Source organism: Streptomyces pallidus (ex Mingjun et al. 2026), assembly GCF_051550185.1.
Taxonomy (GTDB): domain Bacteria; phylum Actinomycetota; class Actinomycetes; order Streptomycetales; family Streptomycetaceae; genus Streptomyces.
On the sequence record NZ_CP196181.1, the window covers coordinates 380,647 to 395,597 of the forward strand.

General features: G+C 71.8%; 16 protein-coding genes. 5 read left to right on the top strand and 11 right to left on the bottom strand.

Annotated features, from left to right (window positions below; genetic code table 11):
• Nucleotides 1–49 precede the first annotated feature (49 nt).
• From ACSHWO_RS01910 to ACSHWO_RS01925, 4 genes are all read right to left on the bottom strand, one after another.
• Nucleotides 50–667 carry a GOLPH3/VPS74 family protein gene (locus ACSHWO_RS01910; protein ID WP_438309769.1) on the bottom strand — a complete coding sequence of 206 codons (618 nt, stop codon included), beginning with the start codon at nt 665–667 and terminating at the stop codon, nt 50–52.
• A 163-nt stretch (nt 668–830) separates the two neighbouring features.
• Complete coding sequence (locus ACSHWO_RS01915) at nt 831–1,265, bottom strand: VOC family protein (protein WP_438309770.1); 435 nt, start codon at nt 1,263–1,265, stop codon at nt 831–833.
• Nucleotides 1,266–1,421: 156 nt separating this feature from the next.
• Nucleotides 1,422–1,790: a hypothetical protein gene (locus ACSHWO_RS01920; RefSeq protein ID WP_438309771.1), complete on the bottom strand. Its 369-nt coding sequence runs from the start codon at nt 1,788–1,790 to the stop codon at nt 1,422–1,424.
• Between the two features lie 386 nt (nt 1,791–2,176).
• Complete coding sequence (locus ACSHWO_RS01925) at nt 2,177–3,184, bottom strand: DUF2278 family protein (RefSeq protein WP_438309773.1); 1,008 nt, start codon at nt 3,182–3,184, stop codon at nt 2,177–2,179.
• A gap of 325 nt (nt 3,185–3,509) precedes the next feature.
• On the opposite strand from ACSHWO_RS01925, the gene ACSHWO_RS01930 reads away from it, so the two are divergent.
• The gene (locus ACSHWO_RS01930) at nt 3,510–4,115 is read left to right on the top strand and encodes a hypothetical protein (RefSeq protein ID WP_438309774.1); all 606 of its coding nucleotides are present in this window, start codon (nt 3,510–3,512) and stop codon (nt 4,113–4,115) included.
• A 29-nt stretch (nt 4,116–4,144) separates the two neighbouring features.
• Here the strand turns inward: ACSHWO_RS01930 and ACSHWO_RS01935 are convergent, their stop codons facing one another.
• Entirely contained in the window at nt 4,145–5,533 is a 1,389-nt protein-coding gene (locus tag ACSHWO_RS01935; protein WP_438309775.1) for a hypothetical protein, read from the bottom strand.
• Nucleotides 5,534–5,773: 240 nt separating this feature from the next.
• Nucleotides 5,774–6,628 (bottom strand): helix-turn-helix transcriptional regulator, encoded by an 855-nt coding sequence (locus tag ACSHWO_RS01940; protein ID WP_438309776.1) that lies wholly within the window; start codon nt 6,626–6,628, stop codon nt 5,774–5,776.
• Between the two features lie 124 nt (nt 6,629–6,752).
• Between ACSHWO_RS01940 and ACSHWO_RS01945 the strand changes: the two genes are divergently transcribed.
• Nucleotides 6,753–7,490: an SDR family oxidoreductase gene (locus tag ACSHWO_RS01945; RefSeq protein ID WP_438309777.1), complete on the top strand. Its 738-nt coding sequence runs from the start codon at nt 6,753–6,755 to the stop codon at nt 7,488–7,490.
• A complete protein-coding gene (locus tag ACSHWO_RS01950) occupies nt 7,487–8,005 on the top strand; it encodes a nuclear transport factor 2 family protein (RefSeq protein WP_438309778.1) in 519 nt (172 codons plus the stop codon). Before ACSHWO_RS01945 ends, ACSHWO_RS01950 begins: the two co-directional genes overlap by 4 nt.
• A gap of 24 nt (nt 8,006–8,029) precedes the next feature.
• Here the strand turns inward: ACSHWO_RS01950 and ACSHWO_RS01955 are convergent, their stop codons facing one another.
• Together ACSHWO_RS01955 and ACSHWO_RS01960 are read right to left on the bottom strand one after the other, a co-directional pair.
• Nucleotides 8,030–8,836 carry a VOC family protein gene (locus ACSHWO_RS01955; protein ID WP_438309779.1) on the bottom strand — a complete coding sequence of 269 codons (807 nt, stop codon included), beginning with the start codon at nt 8,834–8,836 and terminating at the stop codon, nt 8,030–8,032.
• A gap of 191 nt (nt 8,837–9,027) precedes the next feature.
• A complete protein-coding gene (locus tag ACSHWO_RS01960; protein ID WP_438309780.1) occupies nt 9,028–10,080 on the bottom strand; it encodes a YncE family protein in 1,053 nt (350 codons plus the stop codon).
• 148 nt (nt 10,081–10,228) lie between these two features.
• Here ACSHWO_RS01960 and ACSHWO_RS01965 point away from each other — a divergent pair, with 148 nt between their 5' ends.
• Nucleotides 10,229–11,155 (top strand): LysR family transcriptional regulator, encoded by a 927-nt coding sequence (locus ACSHWO_RS01965; protein WP_438309781.1) that lies wholly within the window; start codon nt 10,229–10,231, stop codon nt 11,153–11,155.
• A gap of 371 nt (nt 11,156–11,526) precedes the next feature.
• On the opposite strand, the gene ACSHWO_RS01970 is transcribed toward ACSHWO_RS01965, so the two are convergent.
• The 3 genes from ACSHWO_RS01970 to ACSHWO_RS01980 form a co-directional block, all read right to left on the bottom strand.
• On the bottom strand, nt 11,527–12,261 hold the full coding sequence (locus tag ACSHWO_RS01970; RefSeq protein WP_438309782.1) for a class F sortase: 735 nt from the start codon (nt 12,259–12,261) through the stop codon (nt 11,527–11,529).
• Nucleotides 12,258–13,082, bottom strand: a complete 825-nt coding sequence (locus ACSHWO_RS01975; RefSeq protein ID WP_404236646.1) for a hypothetical protein — start codon at nt 13,080–13,082, stop codon at nt 12,258–12,260. The genes ACSHWO_RS01970 and ACSHWO_RS01975 overlap by 4 nt, the downstream gene beginning before the upstream one ends.
• Nucleotides 13,083–13,343: 261 nt before the next feature.
• Nucleotides 13,344–13,931, bottom strand: a complete 588-nt coding sequence (locus ACSHWO_RS01980; protein WP_438309783.1) for a ribosome-inactivating family protein — start codon at nt 13,929–13,931, stop codon at nt 13,344–13,346.
• A gap of 375 nt (nt 13,932–14,306) precedes the next feature.
• Between ACSHWO_RS01980 and ACSHWO_RS01985 the strand changes: the two genes are divergently transcribed.
• Nucleotides 14,307–14,945: a HEAT repeat domain-containing protein gene (locus ACSHWO_RS01985; RefSeq protein ID WP_438309784.1), complete on the top strand. Its 639-nt coding sequence runs from the start codon at nt 14,307–14,309 to the stop codon at nt 14,943–14,945.
• Nucleotides 14,946–14,951 lie beyond the last annotated feature (6 nt).

Below are 14,951 nucleotides of genomic sequence, written 5' to 3' on the forward strand. Positions count from 1 at the left end.
CTCCTGAGCAAGCACTACCAGGCACACGGACAAGCCGCCGACGGTCGTGTCAGGGTGCGCGCCAGATGTTGGCGAAGGCCGCGTTCTCGATGGACCGCCTCTGGCGTACGGCCTCCAGTTCCATCACCGCGTCGTGGACGACGGCCAGGACGGTCGTCACCGCCTCGTCGCCGGAGTCCGGCTCGGGCTCGGGCTCGTCCCCGGACGGTCCGTCGGCGAGGCCCACGATCGAGGCGAGGACGGCGAGGACGGGCTCGTTCCGTTCCAGGCGGTCGACGGCGCGCCGGCGGTCGGGCGTGTCGGCCGGTTCCAGACGGTCGGCCCCGAACGGCGAGCGGCCGCCGCGCGTGGGCGTGAGCAGCCCGTCCTCCTCCAGGGAGGCCTGGTAGGCGGCGGCGAGGTCGCGGCCCCGCCGCCACAACCAGTCCTCGACCCGCTCGTACGGCGTCTGACGGGTGAGGGCCGATTCCGCCTCGGACAGGAGGCGGTCGTCAGGAGCCGGAGCCTCGCCCGGCACGATGCGGTCGCCGTCCAGGGTGACGGCCCGCGCGCCGATCAGGTCGATCAGCTCGGCTCCCGCGAGGGCGAGCGACAGGTCGCCCTGTCCCACGGGTCGCTCCGGTTTCGGGTCCATCGCGATGATGAACAGGTCTTTCGCGGTGGTCATGGACGGCTCCCCTCGCAGACATCGACCATGGTATGCGCCGACGGCCGCCGCCGCCGCGCCCCGGGACGGGGCGCGGCGGCGGCGGCCGTCACGACCGGTGCTCCGAGGAGGAGCACCACGCCGTGACGGCGCCGAGGGTGCTTGCCGGGTGGTCGGGTACTGCTCAGTCGAGACAGAACTCGTTGCCCTCGACGTCCTGCATCAGCAGGCACGACTCGTTGTCGTCATCGGCCTCCAGGAGCCGCACGCGTACCCCACCGAGCGCGACCAGTCGTGCGCATTCGGCCTCGAGGACGGCCACGCGCTCTTCGCCCACGAGTCCGGTGCCGACCCGCACGTCGAGGTGCACCCGGTTCTTGACGGCTTTCCCTTCGGGAACGCGCTGGAAGTACAGTCGCGGGCCCACACCCGAGGGATCGAGACATACGAACCACGCACCCTGCTGAGTGGGGGGAAGTGATCGGTTGTAATCGTCCCAGGTGTCGAACCCCTCGGGGGGCGACGGTACGACGTACCCCAACACCTCGCACCAGAAGCGGGCGACGCGCTCGGGTTCCGCGCAGTCGAAGGTGACCTGGAACTGTCTGATCGATGCCATCGGGCCACCGTAACAGGGGGACCCAGCCGGCTTCTCCGCGTCCCCGCAAGGGTTCGCAGCACTGGCCCGCACAGGCAGCTGCCGGACAGTCAACTGGATGGCAGTCAAAGGGGGTTGGGTGTGCGCGCGACCGCCTCTCGCCATCCCCGGCGGCTGCTACGCTCCCGGCGGCCAGCGGGCCCGGCCCTCGTAGGCTTCGCCGGGCTGCCGGGCTACGCCGACGACGACACGGCGGCGATCCGTCGGCTGCTGGCGGACCTGGCAGGCGTCAGGAGCGATCGCCGGCTTGAGCCGGGTCACGGTGAGGGCGTCCAGCAGCCCCGATCCGCCGGGCCCGCCGGTGGGCCAGACCACCGGGTCCGGCCTGGGCTGCGCCGCGGCGGCCCTGAGCCGGGCCACCGCGATCCTGATCGTGCGTCCGTCGGGTTCGGCGCGGTTCTCCGGCACCGTCAGGTAGCCGCAGCTGAACTCCGGGCCCAGCGCGGGTACGCCGGGAAGAACCGGCGCGGGGCACGCCGCCGCCACGTAGCCTGCCGGTCGGGTCGGTGCCGGGCACGGTCCGGGGATGCGCAGCTGTCCCGGGGAAGATCCAATGGTCGTGGTCGTCCGTCCCGGACACGGGTGGGCCGGGGTGTTCACGAGCAGCGCTCCCGAGGGCCGGCTGGTTGGCCTCGTAGATCTCGGGCCATCGGTCCGCCCCGCCCGGGTACCGGGCGGGTTGCGACAGCCGGTCTCCGCTGGCGACCGTGTGCGTCGGACACGCCCGCTCGACCGGAGTCCGCGGCGTGGCCGCCTGCAGCGGGCCCGTGGTGCGGGGTCCCGGAGGGCGCGGGCCCCGGTCGGGCCGAGGCTGCTCCCCCAAGTGCCCTTCACGTTGGCCCGAACGGATGCGGTACTCGGTGTGGGCGCTGTCAGAAGGTGACTGTCCGGCCTTCGGGCGCGGCCTGGTGTGCGGTGTACGCGACGCCGTGGACCTTGAGCCCGGCCGGGTCGCAGAGGGTGATCGTCCCGCCGTGGTTGTCGAGCCGGAAGCCGTTGCCGCCGGCGATGGTGATCGTGGTGCCCGGCTGTAGTTGCACGGGCGGCAGGGGCAGTTGGTGCATCTGCTGGTCGACCAGTTGCCAGCCGGTGAGGTCGACGCAGGCCGCGGATGTGTTGAGCAGTGTCACGCTCTCGGCCTCCGGCGCCGGTCCGATCGGATTGACCAGTGCGGCGATGATCCGCAGGGGCTCTTCGTGGTCGACGGGCCTTCCCGGTGCGGCGGGGATCGTGTGGCCGGTGGTGGGGTCGGTGTGCCACTTCTGGGACTGGAAGGCGAGGAACACCGCGACCCACCGGTCCTCGGCGGGCAGGTGGAAGAGCAGGCCGCCGTCCTGCCAGACCCCGTCCTGGGGGCGGAAGTCCTTGCTGTTGCCCTGGTTCATGTGGACTTCGTGGACGCCGTCCGACGGCTGGAACCCGAATGCGCCGTCGTGCTCGTGGGGCTCGGGGCCGAAGCGCTCGCCGAAGACGTAGAGGGCGATCGCCCCGTCCGCGACGGCCCGTTGGACGTAGTGGTCGAACACGTCGGACAGGTCGTTGTCGATGCCGGGCAGGTCCGGCGGAAGCACCCGCATGGAGGCCGGATCGAAGAGGTTGCCGCGGATGAAGTCGAGACCTGCGCCGCCCGCCTGTCTGGGCAACTCCCTCCATCCGCTGCCGGCGGCCGGGAGCAGCCGTGTGAGGGGATGGCGGAAGTCGTCCACCACCACGTACCTCAGCTCGTGCGGCGAGATCTTCGACCGCACGTTGACGGCGGCCCGGTAGTGGGTTCCGGCGTCGTCGCGGAGGTGGATCTCGTAGTGGGGCGTGTTGACGCCTCCCTCACGGTGCCGGTCGACGGCTCGGGCGGCCAGCACACCGTAGTTCTTGAGGGGCATCCGTCGTCCTCCCGCGCGCAGGGTACGTCAGATCGGTCTCGGCGCCGCCGTCCGGTCAGGGCACCGCTGCCCTCCGGACCCGGACTACCATCGCAGCCGGCCCGTACGGGGCGAAAGCCGCTGACCGGACGAATCGCTCGCGGCACCCACCGAGGTGGTGCCCGGACCGGGCGACGCGTCGAGAACGTGTACCCGGGCGGGCGAATGACAGAGTCGAACCGCGGGCGGGCGGGCGACCGGCCGGGCCCTGCTGCCGCGACCGGCCCCGTCCCGCCCGACCGGAGTCGGCGTGCTTCGCGCCCCTCACGAGAACAGGAGCACGCACATGCGCCTCTACGCCCAGACTCCGGCACGTCGGGTCCGGCAGGTGCTCGCCGATGTGGTCGCCCTGGTCCTCATCGCGGTCTCGGTCAGGTCCGCCGTGGCCGTCCATGACGCGATCATGCTGCTGGCCGAGCCGGGACGGAAGGTGCAGTCGGCGGGCGACGACCTCTCCTCCGGGCTCGACGACGCCGGCGAGGCTGCTTCGAGGGTGCCGCTCGTCGGGGGCCTCCTGAAGAAGCCGCTGGAGTCGGCTGCCGACGCCGGCACCGGTCTCGCCGACGCGGGGGAATCGCTGACGGACTTCGTGGGCCGCGTGGCCGCCCTGACCACGTTCGCCCTGACCACCACCTCGGTGGCCGTCGTCCTGGCCCTGTGGCTCCCCCCACGCCTGCGCTGGATCCGGCGCAGTGCCGTCACCCGGCGTCTCCTCGACGCCCCCGGCGGCTCCGACCTGCTCGCCCTGAGGGCCCTCAACGGGCCGGTGGGCGATCTCGCCGCCGTCCCGGCCCCGCCCGGCGGCCTCGCCGACGCCTGGCGGCGCGGGGACCGGCAGGCCATCACCGACCTGGCCGGGGTCGCGCTCAGGCGGGCGGGCTTGCGGCCCTGACGGGCGGAGCCGGGGGACCACAGGGCCCGTCAGCCGGTGCATCCCGGGACCGCGCCGGCCGGGCTGCAGTTGTTCGGGTGGTTGTCGCGGACGTCGTCACCGTTCAGGGTGAGGGTGCCGGACGCCTTGAAGATGCCGCCGCCGTCGCCCGCCCGGTTGTCCTTGACGGTGTTCTTCTCCAGTGTCGTGGTGCCCAGTCCGGTCGTTCCCCCGGCGTGGTAGAGGCCGCCGCCGCGCGCGGTGCGGTCCGTCGCGGTGGCGGTGTTGCGGAGGACCTCGTTGCGCTTGGCGGTCAGGGTCCCGCCCTCGGGGTTGTCGATCCCGCCGCCCTCGGCCGTGCCGCTGCCTGCGCTGGCCTCGTTGCCGGTGATGTGGCTGTCGGTCAGGTCGAGGGTGCCGAAGGGGCCCACGCGGATGCCACCGCCGCGGGCCGTGCCGTGGTCGGCGACCGCCCGGTTGCCGCTGATCTTCACCTTGGCCACCGTCATCAGGGCGTTGTTCGCGATGCCGCCGCCCTGGGCGAGGCCGTGCGGGGCGTCCGACGTGTTGTCGCTGATGGCGCCGCCGGTCACGATCAGCCGGTCGGGCTCCAGGATGCCGTTGGAGACGGCGGCACGCGCGGTTCCGCCCGGGGCGTAGGAGCGGTTCTTGCTGATGACGGTGTTCTCGACGGTCGTCCGGGCGAAGCTGATGAGGGCTGCCCCGAAGGCGACGCTCTCGGTGTCGGCCGTGACCGTGGCCGTGTTCCCGGTCAGTTGGGAGCCGGTGACCGTGAGCGGGCCGTCGTTGGCGATGGCACCGCCCGCGGCGAGGCCGCCGGCGCCGCCGCCGCTGTAGATCACGTGGTTCCCGGTCACCTCGGTGTCGGTCACGGTTGCGGTGCCGGGGTTGTCGATCGCGCCGCCCTGGGCGAACAGGTCGGACCGGGCCGTGTTCCCGACGAACTTGCTGCGGTTGACCTTCATCGTTCCGGCGTTGGAGATGCCACCGCCGCAGGCCAGGCCAGGGGGGTCGGGAAAGGCAGGGCAGTCCGTGGCGAAGCCGCCGCTGATGGTCGTGCGGGTGAGGGTCAGGTTGCCCGTCCGACCGACGAAGAGGATCCGGAACCTCGGCGTCTTGCTCCCGTGCTCGTCGCGGCTGATCGTGGCCCCCCGCCCGTCGATGGTGATCTCACTCGTGATCACGGGCAGCCCGTTCCCGGGGTTCACCGGGTCCGGCGCCGTCAGCTTGTACGTGCATTTGCGCGCCAGCCGGATCCTGTCGGGTCCCGGTGAACTGTTCGCCGCGTTGATCGCCGCGACAAGACTCGGAACCGAGCAGTCCAGCTGCACCGGGACGGCGTGAGCGGCCGGAACGGGGACCGCGGCGAGCACACCCGCGACGAGACCGAGAACAGCCTGGACATGCCGACGAGACATCAGGAACTCCTTCTTCCACGGCGTACGGCCGACCGTCACGGACCGCAACCAGCCGAGCCCAGCCGACCACGCGCGCCCGCCGTCGGCCTTCCGGCGTGATCCGTACGGGCGGGCGGACAGCCCGGACGGGCGAGCCGTGACCCGGAACGGAGCAGAGGAGAGGCACGGCGGGCCGTCCCGAAGGCGCGGCGCCAGGAGCGTTCGGCCGGCAGCACGACCCTCAGGTGAGCGGGCGGCCGGTCACGGCCGGGATCCACCCGCCGCCCGGGTCACCCTCGACGTGGCGTGCACGGAGCCGAGCAGGCTCAGGGCCTCGGCGCTCGGGCTGCCCGGTTCGGCGTGGTAGACGATCAGCTGCTGGCCCGGGGCGTCGCGCACGTCGAAGGCGTGGTAGGTGAGGTGCAGCACGCCGACGTCCGGATGGAGGAGGTGTTTGGCCGCCCGGGTCTTGCCGCGCACGGTGTGGGTGCTCCACAAGCGGGCGAAGTCCGCGCTCCGCTGCGTGAGTACGCCGACCAGGTCCCGGAGCCGCGGACTGCCCGGATCCATCCCCTCGGCCTCGCGCAGGTGACCGACGACGGCCCGGGCCGTCTCCTGCCACTGGGTGTGGAACGGGCGGCCGACCGGATCGAGGAAGACCATCCTGGCCAGGTTGTCCACCTGTTCGAAGGGCGCGTACAGGGCCTCGGCGAGGGCGTTGGCGGCCAGGACGTCGAGCGTCGGGTCGATGACGAACGCCGGGGTCTCCGGGTAGCCGTCGATCAGCGCGCGCAGCGCGGACCCCACCCGGTCCGTCGTGGCCGCGGCGAAGGGGCGGGAACGCGCCGTACCGGCCAGCCGGTGCAGATGGGCCACGGCGTCGGCGTCCAACAGCAGGGCGCGGCCGAGCGCGTTGACCACCTGCGCCGAGGGGTGCCGCTCGCGCCCCTGCTCCAGCCGCGTGTAGTAGTCGGCGTTCACCCCTGCCAGGACGGCGACCTCCTCGCGGCGCAGGCCGGCGACTCGGCGCAGGCCGTGGCTCACCATGCCGACCTCGTCAGGCCGTACGGCCGCCCGGCGCGCGCGCAGGTAGTCCCCCAGATGGTTGTCGGTCATGTCCCCAGGCTAGGTCCGGGATCCGGAGCCGTGCCTGGGTGTGCGGCACCCGGGCAGCCCGCGGCCTGGGTGGCGGGCGCTGTCCCGCCCAGACTCGGTGCCCTGCCGAGAGAAGGAGTCGGGTATGAGCACCCGTACAGCCAGGGTCGTCGCCGTCACCGGGGCGAGCAGCGGGATCGGCGAGGCGACCGCCCGCCGGCTCGCCGCCGACGGCCACCGCGTGTTCCTCGGGGCACGCCGCACGGACCGTCTGGACGTCCTCGTCCGGGAGATCACCGAGGCGGGCGGGACGGCTGCGGCCCGGCGGCTGGACGTCACCGACGCCGCCGACGTCCGGGCCTTCGTGTCGGCCACCCGCGACCTCTACGGGCGGGTGGACGCGGTGGTCAACAACGCCGGGGTGATGCCGCTCTCGCCGCTGGCGGAGCTGAGGACCGCGGAGTGGGACCGCATGATCGACGTGAACGTGCGGGGCGTCCTGCACGGGATCGCCGCCGCGCTGCCCGTGATGCGCGCGCAGGGCGGCGGACACGTCGTCAACGTCGCCTCGGTCGGAGCCTACGAGGTCGTCCCCACCGCCGCCGTCTACTGCGCCACCAAGTTCGCCGTCCGTGCGATCTCCGAGGGCCTGCGCCAGGAGTCCGCCGGGGACGTCCGGGTCACGGTCGTCTCCCCGGGCGTCACCGAGTCCGAACTCGCCGACGGCATTGCGGATCCGGCCGCGCGGAACGCCATGAAGGCCTACCGGGCGGTCGCGATACCCGCCTCCGCCGTCGCGGACGCCATCGCCTACGCCCTCTCCCAGCCGCCGGAGGTCGACGTCAACGAGATCGTGGTCCGTCCCGCCGCGAGCAACCAGTGAAGGAAGGAACGCCGACGCCCGGCCCCCGCGCCGTCGACGACGGCCTGTACGGCCTCCACGGCCTGGCCCGCAGGCTGCAGGCCCTGGAGGACAAGGAAGCGCTGCGCGCCCTCGTGATCCGCGGCTGGCGGGCCCTGGACCGCAAGGACTGGGTGACCTGGTCCGCCTGCTGGACCGAGGACGCCAGACTCGACTTCGCCCCCTGGGGGACGATCTACGGAAGGGACGCGATCCGCGCCAAGGTCGAGGAGGCCGAGGCGGCCTTCCCGAGCATCCAGCACCACATCCTCAACCTGCACTTCGACGTGGCGGGCGATCGGGCGACCGGCATCGGTTACATGTGGTTCGTCGCCGTCACCGCGCCCGGGAGGGCTTCCTCCCCGTACTCCATGGGCGGCCCCTACGACTGGGAGTTCCGTCGGGACCGCGAGCGGGGCTGGCTCCTGGTCCGGCAGCGGCTCGGGCTGTGGTGGACCCACGGCGAGGACTCCGGGGCGGTCTTCGAACAGGGGTGAACGCTGTTCCCGGGCGGCGAGGCCTCAGCCCGAGGAGTCCGGCATCGACGCCGTGATGACGGAGAAGGCCCCGCCCTGGGGGTCGGCGAGGACGGCCATCCGCCCGGCCGCCATGTCGAAGGCAGGGGCGAGGACGCTGCCTCCGGCGCGGACGGCGGCGGCCTGCAGCTCGTCCACGTCGTCGGCGTGGAAGTACGGCTGCCAGTGCGGCGGCACGCCGGGCGGGAGGTTCCTCACGTCCATCATCCCGGCCACCGCGCGGTCGTCGACCTTGAACTCGATGTACTCCTCGGCGCCGGGCATCTCGGACCGGGCCGTGGTGACGGGCAGGATCGCGGAGTAGAACGCGGCGGCGGCGGCGAGGTCGCCGGTGGTGAGCTCGTTCCAGATGAGCGCGCCGTGCTCGTTGACGATGCCCGCGCCGTCGAAGGTGCGGGGCTCCCACAGGCCGACGACGGCGCCGCCCGGATCGGAGATCACGGCCATCCGCCCGAGCTCCATGACGTCCGTCGGGCCCATCGTGACCGTGCCGTGCGCGTGCGTGACGGACTTGACGGTGGAGTCGATGCTGTCCGTGGACAGGTACGTGGTCCAGACGGTCGGCGGCAGCGGGTCCGGCACCGTCCCGTCCGGGTTCATCGCCTTCGTGATCCCGGCGACCGGCTTGCCCTTGAGGGTGCAGACGGAGTAGCCGCCCGTCTCCGCCGGTCCGATCTCGCCCTGCCAGCCGAACAGGCCGCAGTAGAAGTCGATCGCGGCCTGCTGGTCGGGGACCGTCAAGTCGATCCAGCAGGGGGTGCCGGGCTTGTAGCGGCCGTTCTTCTCGGGCACGGGGGCTCTCCACGGTGAGGTAGTCGGACGGGGCGTCCCCTACCCGGCCCGTACCGGGCCCGAATCGGGCCACCCGGGTGAGCGCGTCCGCGCCCCGGGTGGGACCCCGTCGAGCCCCGTCCGGTCGTCGGCCCGGGGCCGCCCCGGCGCGGGCCGGGGCAGTACCGCGCGTGCCGGCAGGCCCTGGGCGGTCAGGCGGGACGCGGGACGTACGCCAGGCCGTGCGCGCCGGCTTCGCCGAGTCTGGCGATGTCCAGCCGGGCCAGGCGTTCCAGGGTTTCCAGGTCGACGATGTCGACCGTGGAGGAGAGGACGCAAGCCACGTAGGCGAGTCGGCCCTCGGGGGAGGAGGTGATGGTCAGCGGGAAGTGCCCGACCTCGACCTCGCCCAGCTTCTTGCGGGTGTCGGCGCTGAACACGGTGAGTCGGCCCGGTGCGTGGCGTCCGAGTTGCGCCCCCGGCTCCGCCGTCATGCGCAACTCGCCCGCGAGCAGCTTGCCCGTCGAGGTCAGGTGCACCGGCAGGACGACGTCATCGGTGGGGAGGGTGTCGACGACGGACGCCGTCGAGCCGTCGATGACGCGGATGCCGGTGGCCGGTCCCGCCTTGCCGCTGCCCGAGAAGTCGCCGTACGGCGCGGCGACGAAGGCGCACCTGCCGTCGGAGGAGACGGCGAGCCCCTCGCTGCCCGGGACCTCGACCTTTGCTGTGAGGACGCCCCGTTCGAGGTCCACGACGGACACGAACGGTGCTTCCTTGTTGGTGGCGTAGCCCGTCCGCCCGGCCGGATCGATCGCGAACCAGTGTGGGCCGGGCGCGTCCGTGTCGATCCTGCCCAGGGGCCGGCGGGTCCCCGTGTCGATCACCACGACACCGCCGGGCCGGTCCTCCCCGGCTTCCACGCTGACGTACAGCCGTCCGCGCTCCCGGTCCAGCGCCAACCCGTGCGGCCCGTGTTCCGGGGCGAGGTCGACGACCTCGACGATGCGGCGGCTGTCGGGGTCGATGACGGCCAGCTCGGTTCGGCGGCCGGCGTTCGCGTGGTAGTAGCCCGAGTGGTACGTCAGCGTGCACCACAGCAGTCGCTGCGTCGGGTCGTAGCACAACTCGTGCGGCTCGGATGGGACCTGTACGTCGCCGAGGTGCCGGTCGGAGGCGGCGTCGAAGAACGAGACCGTCGGGCCGCTCTGACTGACGACGGCGAGTACGTCGCCTTCTCGACCGGTACGGGGGGACTGCTGCACAGCGGCTCCTTGAACGGGGCGAAGTGGAAAGGCCACGCGTTATCGCGGGCGTCCCCACTCTCCGGTGCCGACGGATGCGACAGCAATGCAAAGATCGGCATGCAATCATTGCCGGGAGCGTAAAAGTGCACTTCAGGAGGGGGAATCAGTGGATCTCAACCTGCTGCGGGTCCTGGACGCCCTGCTCCAGGAGAACAGCGTCACCCGCGCCGCGGAGCGCCTCGGCACCTCGCCCGCGGCAGTCAGCCGCACCCTGGCCCGGCTCCGCCGCACCGTCGGCGACCCGCTGCTGGTCCGGGCCGGCCAGGGGCTGGTCCCGACCCCGCGCGCCGTGGAACTCCGCGGGGAGGTGGGGGCGTTGCTGCGCAGCTGCGACAACGTGCTGCGGCCCGGTGCCGGGTTCGACGCCGCGCACCTCCAGCGCACGTTCACGGTGCAGGCCGCCGAGCTGCTCCTGGTGGGATTGGCGGGGACCCTGATCGAACGGATCCACGCGGAGGCCCCGCAGGTGGACGTCGTCTTCCTGCCGGAGGCGGTGGAGGGCGGCCCCGGGCTGCGGCAGGGCTCGGTCGACGTCGAACTGGGCGTCCTGGGACACCTGGACCCCGAGATCCGGACCCGGCAGCTCACCCGGATGCCGCTGGTCGGCATCGCCCGCAGCGGTCATCCCCTCTTCGACGGGCCGATCGACGCCGAGCGTTTCGCCGCGGTCGACCACATCGGCATCTCCCGTCTCGGCAAGCGCCTCGGGCCCATCGACAGCGCCCTCGCGGACCTCGGACTGCGCCGCCGGACCGCGGTCGTCGTGCCCAGCCACACCAGTGCGATGATGCTCGCCCGGGACACCGACCTCGTCGCGCTCAGCCTGGCCGGCTGGCTCCCCGACACCGTCGCGGCCATGGGCCTGCGGACGTTCCCCGTCCCCCTCGACCTGGAACCCCTGGACCTCGGAATGGCCTGGCACCCCCGCAACTCGGCGGACCCGGGGCACCGCTGGTTCCGCGACCACCTCGCGTCCGCCGCCGCCCTGACTCCGGCCGCGGATCCCGGGCCGCCTCTTCCGGATCTGGCCTGACCCGCACCGCCTCTGCGTGGCGTACGTGCCACAGGGAGCGGGCGCCGTCGGCTGCGGCGCGAGCCGGACACCCGGGCACCGCCGGCCGAAGCCGGTCAGGTGGCGGGCAGCGGACGGTTCGCGTCCGGGAGCAGGCGGTCGGTGAGGAAACCGAGGATCTCGGCGCGGGCCCGGACCGTGGGGTGGCCCGCCTCGTCGACGAGGTGGGCGGTGGCGACGCGGTGCGGGGTGCCGACCAGGTCGGCGAAGAACGGCGGTGGGCCAGGACGGCCGGGGTCGTGCCCGCCTCGGGCACGGTCGTTCGAGGGGGCCGTCAGCCGCAGTGTGGTCCCGCGGCTGACGGGTGGCCCTCGTGTCGTCCTCCTTCCCGGCTACGTGGTGCCTGTCATGCGGGCGTAGACGACCACGTTGCTGTCGTAGTAGTGCTTCTTCGGGTCGAAGTCGCCGCCGCAGGTGACCAGGCGCAGGCCGGCGTGATCGACGTTCTTGTAGACCTCCAGCGTGGGGAACTGGGCCTTCGGGTACTCGGCGACCTGACTCACCGTGAACGTGACCGTCTTGTTGTCCTTCCGGGTGACCTTGATGGTGTCACCGGCCTTCATCGTCTTCAGCTTCTCGAACACGGCCGCCGCGCCGTTCCACGTGACATGACCCGCGATCACCGCCGGCCCCTGCGATCCTGGGGTCGGGCCCGGCTCGTACCAGCCCGCGAGATTGGGGTCCTTCGGGGTCTCCATGGTTCCGTCCTGGTTCTGCCGCAGCGTCTCCAGCGAACTGGAAACGTTGAGGGACGGAATCGTGATCTTCTGGGGCTCCGACCGGGCGAGGGCGGCCTCGGCCTGGCCCGTACCGCCGTGCGCCCCACCACCCGACGACGCGTCGTGGCCGCCACCGGACGGCTTCCCGCTAGGAGCGCCTCCAGCGGCACCGCCGGCCGGTGTTCCGTTCGGTGCGGCCTGCCCCTGCGGGGTGGAATACGCACCCTCGTCCTGGCCGGAGCACCCCGCGAGGAGCAGCACGGCCACGGCAGCGGCGGCCACGGGCCCCGTGGTCCGGCGGCGGATCCTTGTGCCGGGCACCGCAGGTGCGGAGACGTGGGTGCTCACGCGGCACCCCCCGGAGTCTCCGAACGGCCGGAGACCTCGGCTACCCGCTTGCGCGCGACGGCGATCCCACCCGCCGTTGCCGCGTACACGACGAGCGCCGCCCCTGCCATGATGGCGACCGGCAGCGCCTGGCTCTGCGAAGAGCCGCCGCCGGTCTCGATGCCGCCGACCGGAATGGACCCGACGGCAGCGCCCTTGACCTCTCCGCAGTTGGTCGGCGCCGTGGCCTCCTGGGGCAGCTTCGGGTCGAGCTCGCTCTTGCCGGCGCCCTCGAAGTCGTACTTGTCGTTCTTGTTGCGGTCGATGCCGTGCTGGACGACGTGCAGGTCCTTGATGTGGTCGACGACGTCCTGGCCGACGGTGATCGTCCGCTGGTAGGAGACCTTGCCCTTCCTGTCGGCGACGGGCATGCGGTCCACGGCGAGGCCACTGGTCGCCTTGGTGTCCCCGGAGGTGGTGAGCGAGATGTTGATGTCGCCGTAGTCCTTGGTGGCCTCGGTGTTGCTGAGGACTCCGTCGCGGTCGGTGTCGTCACTGGCGTCCGGGCAGTGGAAGTCGTGGCCCTTGGTCGAGCCGTGCAGATGCTGCGCCGATGGCTGTCCGGGCACCATCCCCTCGGACTCGATGCGCACGGTCAGCTGGTTTCCCTTGAGGTTGAGCATGACAGTTCCGCGGGAACCGGAGTTGTTCAGCTGCGCCAGGTCGATCTGGTACGCCTTCCCGCTGTCGGCGAGAGCTGGACCGGAAATTCCCAGCGCCAGGAAAGCGGCGGCGGGCACGGTGGCTAGCACCACGAGACGGCGACCAGCGCGCTTGACTATCACATGCACTCCTGTTCCATGGATTCCCTGGGAGGGAATCGCAGATCTCACGAGGGGGTGGATTGATCTCCCGGGAGGGTCCGGCTGCTCCTCCGAGGCAGCCGGACCCCGGGATTGATATGTGTTCCACGGTTTTCCGGATGGCCTGCGCCCTGCACCCGGAGCAAGGGGAAACGCTTCGGATTCGGGGCCGGGCACGTCACGGAAGATCCCGTTCGGCCGGTCGTCGCCACCCGATACGAGGAATGGGCCGTCCGCCGGTTACGCGACTGCCCGGGTCATGGACGACAGCGGTCCGCCGGTCATCCAGACGCGTGACACCTCGTCTGCCAGCAGGGGGAACCGGGCAGCCGCACAGAGCATTTCCGACAGCACGAGGATCGCGCGTGCCGTGCACTTCGGATCGCTGTTGCGGTGCAACCAGACGACCGCGTTGATCATGGGGCGGCGTCCGAGGGGAAGGGCCGTCCTTCGGGCGCCGGCCGCCACCTCGAGCGCCGAGCACCCCCCACCGAACGGCAGGGCTTCCGTCCGGAGGATTCCCGGTGGCGCGACCGAGTCCCGCACGTGACGGAAGTGTGCTTCCGGCGGCGCCTGCCCGTTCTCGAAGGTGTTGCGGAATCCGACGATACGAATGCCAGAGTTCTGCGCGAGGAGCTCGAAGTAGAGCTCTATGGACAGGCCCCTCAGCTGAATGTTCACGGGGAGGTAGCGCACCTTCCCCTCCCCGCTCCCCGCTTTCCTGGGGAACCCCGGCGTCCCCGCTGCCCCGGACCGGATGGCAGCGACGAGGTGCCGGTACTCCCCCGCCGAGGCGTCCTCCAGGGAAAACGACACGGGTTTCAGCACGAGGGCATCCGTCAGGTGGGGGAGCTCGGGAATCCGTCTCCCCGGAGGGGATTCCACCGCAGCCGTTTCGATCCAGTTGGACTGGCGCACCACACAACCACCGCCTTCGACGACATGACCCGATCGACGACAGCTCGTCTCATCCGTGTCGCCGGGCCTGGTTCGGTCCACTTCTTTGTAGCCGTCCGTACGGCGAAGGGGCGAATACTTGCCCTTTGATGCTAAGAACTCCTCGAATGATTCCGTGTGGCTGTACCCCCGGTCGCCCGTAACGCGGCGCTGCGGCTTCCGGGTTGACCTTGACACCGTGACAAGGTCTTCACTGCTGCCCAGGAGGTGGTCCCGGTGATCATTCGGGCAGAGGAAACGAACACGGTGCGCGCTCTCAAGGCGCTGGAGAGCGGGAGTGCGTCGGTGCGGCTGCGGGCGGCCCTGGAAGTCGGCACGGCCGCGGACCCCGGCTCCGTCGACGCGCTGATCGAGCGGTGTGCGGTCGAGCCCGACTTCCACGTGCGGGACATGCTGACGTGGGCGCTGACCCGCCACTCGCCCTCGGTGACGGTGCCGAAGCTGGTCGACGCGCTCGGCTCGGAACGCCCGCAGGCACGTAGCCAGGCCCTGCACACGCTGTCGAAGGTCGGGGACCGGCAGGCGTGGCCGGCGATCACGCGGGCGCTGCTGACCGACACCGACGACGCGGTGGCGCGCAGCGCCTGGCGGGCGGCGGTCGTCCTGGTGCCCGACGCCGGCAGGATCGACTTGGCCGAGGTGCTGGCGACGCAGCTCGGACGCGGTGGGCGCGAGACGCAGTTGAGCCTGAGCCGGGCGTTCGTCACGCTGGGTGCCCAGGTCCTGCCGGTGCTGCGCGCCGCGGGGACGGATCCGGCCCCCGGGGTACGTGAGCACGCCATCGCCACGGAACGGCTGGTGCGTGACCCTGATACGGGGTTCGGTTATGCCGTCGAGGAGGCGAAGCGGATCGTGGCGCTGGGCCCGACCGCTCGGGAGGAGTGACAGGAC

Coding starts and splice junctions, on each gene's coding strand:
- ACSHWO_RS01910 (WP_438309769.1), bottom strand. CDS start 667: ATGACCACCGCGAAAGACCTGTTCATCATCGCGATGGACCCGAAACCG.
- ACSHWO_RS01915 (WP_438309770.1), bottom strand. CDS start 1,265: ATGGCATCGATCAGACAGTTCCAGGTCACCTTCGACTGCGCGGAACCC.
- ACSHWO_RS01925 (WP_438309773.1), bottom strand. CDS start 3,184: ATGCCCCTCAAGAACTACGGTGTGCTGGCCGCCCGAGCCGTCGACCGG.
- ACSHWO_RS01930 (WP_438309774.1), top strand. CDS start 3,510: ATGCGCCTCTACGCCCAGACTCCGGCACGTCGGGTCCGGCAGGTGCTC.
- ACSHWO_RS01935 (WP_438309775.1), bottom strand. CDS start 5,533: ATGTCTCGTCGGCATGTCCAGGCTGTTCTCGGTCTCGTCGCGGGTGTG.
- ACSHWO_RS01940 (WP_438309776.1), bottom strand. CDS start 6,628: ATGACCGACAACCATCTGGGGGACTACCTGCGCGCGCGCCGGGCGGCC.
- ACSHWO_RS01945 (WP_438309777.1), top strand. CDS start 6,753: ATGAGCACCCGTACAGCCAGGGTCGTCGCCGTCACCGGGGCGAGCAGC.